We start from the raw sequence: 3,823 nt of genomic DNA on the forward strand, positions 1-3,823 counted from the left end.
TCCTCAACGACGTGACCATTACGCAGGCCTCTTCGGTGTGGGAGATCCGCGCCGCGGGCCCGCACCTGACGCGGCGGCAACTGTTCACCTCGGGCATGCGGATCGGACGCGACCACATCGCGTCCACCATCTACACGATCGTGTTCGCGTATGCGGGCGCGTCCCTGTCGCTCCTGCTGCTGCTGTCGCTGTACGACCAGCCACTGAACCTGCTGCTGTCGACCGAGCAGTTCTCCGAGGAGATCATCCGCACCCTGGGCAGCGGCATCGGGCTGGTGCTCAGCGTCCCGCTCACCACCGGCGTCGCCGCGCTCACGGTGGCGGGGTCGGGAGTCGTCAAGGCGCCCGGCCCGGCCCGTCCTCGTCGCGCCGCGTGAGGCAAGCGGGGGAACTACATGTGTGTAGTTTTCCCCAGGTTGTGGATAGGGCTGTGCACAACCTCAGGACAACTCTTTGAGCCGGGCCTCCTCGGCCAGGACCTCACGATGCACCGTCCGTTCGTGCTCCAGCCACGCGGGCGGGTCCGCGATCAGGGCACCGATCTGGTCGGCGTCCAGTGCGTCGGTGACGCCGCCGCGGGCCAGTCCTGAACGAGATATCCCCAGCTTCTGCGCAACCACGTCGCGCGGGAACGGGCCATTGCGTCGCAGGTCGACCAGCCACGCGGGCGGGTCGTCGCGCAGGTCGTCCAGGTCGGCGCGCGTGATCGGGGACGCCTGGAACTCCGCCGGGGTCGCCGGCAGGTAGACGCCGAGCTTCTTTGCCGCGGTCGCGGGCTTCATCGTCTGGCTCACAAGGGCCAGCGTATCCGCGCGATAGCCTGCCTCCGTGACGGAACGGCAGCGACTTCGAGTGGGGTTCGTCCCCGGGGTGACGCTGCGTAAGTGGCGCACCGTGTGGGAAGAGCGCTTTCCGCGCGTCCCGCTGGAGACGATCGAGGTCACCGAGGAGGAGCAGCGGCGGGCCCTCCTCACCGGAGCCGTCGACCTCTGCCTGGTGCGGCTCCCTCTCGACACCGATGCGCTCCACCTCATCCCCTTGTACGAGGAGGTGTGCGTCGCCTGGTCGTCGAAGGACCACCCCCTTGAGGCGGTCACCGAGCTGACCCTGGAGGACCTGGCCGGCGAGGTCCTGCTGACTTCCCCCACGCCGGACGCGATCCAGCAGGCGGCCTTCGCCGACGCCGTCTTGCTGGTGCCCATGTCCATCGCCCGCACGTTCAGCCGACGCGACATGGTCTACCGGCCGGTGACCGACGCCCCCACCACACGCATCGGGCTCGCCTGGCGCGCCGACGACGAGCGCCCCTGGATCGCCGAGTTCGTCGGGGTCGTCCGCGGCAGGACCGCGAACAGTTCCCGTACCGCCTCCGAGCGGGCAGCCCAGTCCGGGAGTGCGGGGGCCAGCGGACGAACCGGGCAGAGGCAGGCGGCCCGCCGCGACGATCGCCGCCCGCGGCGGGGTCCCGGTACAGGCCGCGGTCGGCGCCGCTGAACCTGTCCGGGCGACCGCCAGGCGCGAGCGGGAGGCTCGCGGCGCGTCCTAGGCGGCGGCGAGGTGGCCGGTGATGACCAGGTTCTGCAGCGACCGGCCCTGGGTGCGCTGCAGGCAGGTGATCACGACGACGCGTCCCGGCTCGTCGGTCCACAAGGTGCCCGTGGTCGGCAGGGCGGTCTTGTCGATGAGCTGCGAGCCATCCACCACGTAGTCGATGCCCCCCACCGTCATCGCGTCCCCCGCCGTCACGCGGGCGGTGGCGCTCGCCACGTCGAAGAGGTAGTTGCCCGGGGCGAACCCGCGATTGACCGAGTGCATCACCACGTACACCGTCCCGTCGGCAGCCTGGTCAAGACCCACCCCGAGGTTGCGGACGCGGTAGGCCTGCACGAAACCGGGCGGCGTCAGCGCGGAGCGGACCACGGACAGTTCGCCCATCGGGACGTCCATCCCCAGCGCTGGGACGGCGAACCGCAGCCCGCTGTCCGCGACGACGTCCATCTCAGCGATGACGCCCGCGTCCGGGACATCGCCCTCCCCCAGCGCGACGGCGTTGCCCTCGAGATCGACCGGCGCGCCCGCCCGCAGGACCAGGCTGCTCGCCACGAGGACCACGCCCGCCAGGAAGAGCACCAGGAAGAGCACCAGAACGGAGCGGCGCGGCGCGCGTCGACTGCGCGCGGCCTGATCGTGCGGGCTCATGGGTACTCCCTTCCTCGTCCAGCCTAGGAGGCGGCGAGGGCGGGAGGGTGCGACCCCTCCCGCCCTCGCCGCAGTGTGACTCACATCACACCAGGTGGATCACTCCATCCGGCTACGCCGAGCCAGGACGAAGGTCGTACCCGCAGCACCCACCACCAGCAGCGCCAGACCCGCGTACAGCACGCCGCCCGGAAGGGCCTCACCGCCGGTGTGCACCGACGGACCCGTCGGAACGGTCGGGGTGTGCGTCGTGGTGCAGCCCTGCTCGGTGCCGGCGACACAGTTGGACGGGACGCTCGGGTTGCCCGGGTTGTTCGGGTTCTCCCCGCTTCCCACCACGAGGTTCACCAGCGTGTCCGCCTCGGTCACATCCGAGTTGACGGTCACCCGGTAGGTGAGCGTCACGGACTCGCCGACGGCCAGGTCGCCGGTCCAGGTCAACGTGCTGACCGACACCGTCGGAGCCGCACCCACCGAAGCCGATGCCGATCCGCCGACGAAGGCCGCGTGGGCCAGCACACCGGACAGGTCATCCTTCACGGCCACGTTGGTCAGGTCGGTGTTGCCCGTGTTCCGCGCCACCACCGTGTAGGTGATGGTCTGGCCCGGCTTCACCGTGGCCCCGGACGCCGGATCGGACGACTTCGCCACCGCCAGCCCCGGAATCCCCGGGGTGTGGCTGGTCGTGCAGTCCTGCTCCGAACCCGTCACACAGTTCGACGGGACGTTCGGGTTGTCGGGATTGTTCGGGTTGGTTCCCTCACCCGTCACGTGATTGACCAGCACATCCGCGGCCGTCACGTCATCGTTGATCGTCACCTGGTAGGTGAGCGTCACCGTGCCCTCGACAGCCAGGTCACCGGTCCACGTGAGAGTGGTGCCGCTGACCGTCGGGGCCGCACCCGTCGACGCCGTCGCCGAACCCGCCACGTACGTGCCGTGGTTCAGCACCGCCGCCAGGTCGTCGTCCACCGTGACGTTGGTCAGGTTGGTGTTGCCCGTGTTGGACGCCACCACGGTGTAGGTGATCGTCTGGCCCGGGTTCACCAGGGAACCCGACTCGGGATCCGAGGCCTTCTTCACGGTCAGCCCCGGAATGCCCGGCGTGTGCGACGTGGTGCAGTCCTCCTCCGAACCCGTCACACAGTTCGACGGAACGCTCGGGTGGTTCGGGTCGTTCGGGTTGGTGCCCTCACCCGTCACGTGATTGACCAGCACGTCCTCCGCCGTCACGTCGGCGTTGACCGTCACCTGGTAGGTGAGCGTCACCGTGCCGTCGACCGGCAGGTCACCCGTCCAGGTCAGCGTCGTGCCGCTCACCGTCGGAGCCGCACCGACCGACGCCGTCTCCGAACCCGTCACGTAGGCGCTGTGGTTCAGCAACGCCGCCAGGTCGTCGTCCACCGTCACATTCGTCAGCGGCGTATCACCCGTGTTGCGTGCCACCACCGTGTAGGTGACCGTCTGGCCTGGGTTCACCAGCGAACCGGATGCCGGATCCGACGACTTCGCCACGGCCAGGCCGGGGACGCCCGGGGTGTGGGTGGTCGTGCAGTCCTGCTCCGAACCCGTCACACAGTTGGAGGGGACGTTCGGGTGGTCCGGGTTGTTCGGGTTGGTGCCC

Annotated in this window: 5 protein-coding genes; 2 read left to right on the forward strand and 3 right to left on the reverse strand. The window is 69.7% G+C overall.

Features of this window, described 5'->3' with window-relative positions; all coding sequences use genetic code 11:
- The coding region (locus tag V7E09_RS14725) for a YibE/F family protein (RefSeq protein WP_324523632.1) at positions 1 to 377 on the forward strand (377 nt) is incomplete at its 5' end.
- 63 nt (positions 378 to 440) lie between these two features.
- Here the strand turns inward: V7E09_RS14725 and V7E09_RS14730 are convergent.
- Positions 441 to 794: a DUF5997 family protein gene (locus tag V7E09_RS14730; RefSeq protein ID WP_324509931.1), complete on the reverse strand. Its 354-nt coding sequence runs from the start codon at positions 792 to 794 to the stop codon at positions 441 to 443.
- A 34-nt stretch (positions 795 to 828) separates the two neighbouring features.
- Between V7E09_RS14730 and V7E09_RS14735 the strand changes: the two genes are divergently transcribed.
- A complete protein-coding gene (locus tag V7E09_RS14735) occupies positions 829 to 1,494 on the forward strand; it encodes a LysR family substrate-binding domain-containing protein (protein ID WP_324509932.1) in 666 nt (221 codons plus the stop codon).
- Between the two features lie 48 nt (positions 1,495 to 1,542).
- Here V7E09_RS14735 and V7E09_RS14740 read toward each other — a convergent pair whose 3' ends face one another.
- Together V7E09_RS14740 and V7E09_RS14745 are read right to left on the reverse strand one after the other, a co-directional pair.
- Positions 1,543 to 2,199: a class F sortase gene (locus tag V7E09_RS14740; protein ID WP_324509933.1), complete on the reverse strand. Its 657-nt coding sequence runs from the start codon at positions 2,197 to 2,199 to the stop codon at positions 1,543 to 1,545.
- A 99-nt stretch (positions 2,200 to 2,298) separates the two neighbouring features.
- On the reverse strand, positions 2,299 to 3,823 hold a 1,525-nt coding region (locus V7E09_RS14745; protein WP_442956901.1), incomplete at its 5' end, for a DUF7927 domain-containing protein.

Origin of the sequence: Propioniciclava sp. (genome assembly GCF_036744435.1) — a bacterium.
Classification (GTDB): Bacteria; Actinomycetota; Actinomycetes; order Propionibacteriales; family Propionibacteriaceae; genus Propioniciclava.

Excerpts from the sequence above, each read along its gene's own strand:
- V7E09_RS14740 (WP_324509933.1), bottom strand. The coding sequence starts at position 2,199 with ATGAGCCCGCACGATCAGGCCGCGCGCAGTCGACGCGCGCCGCGCCGC.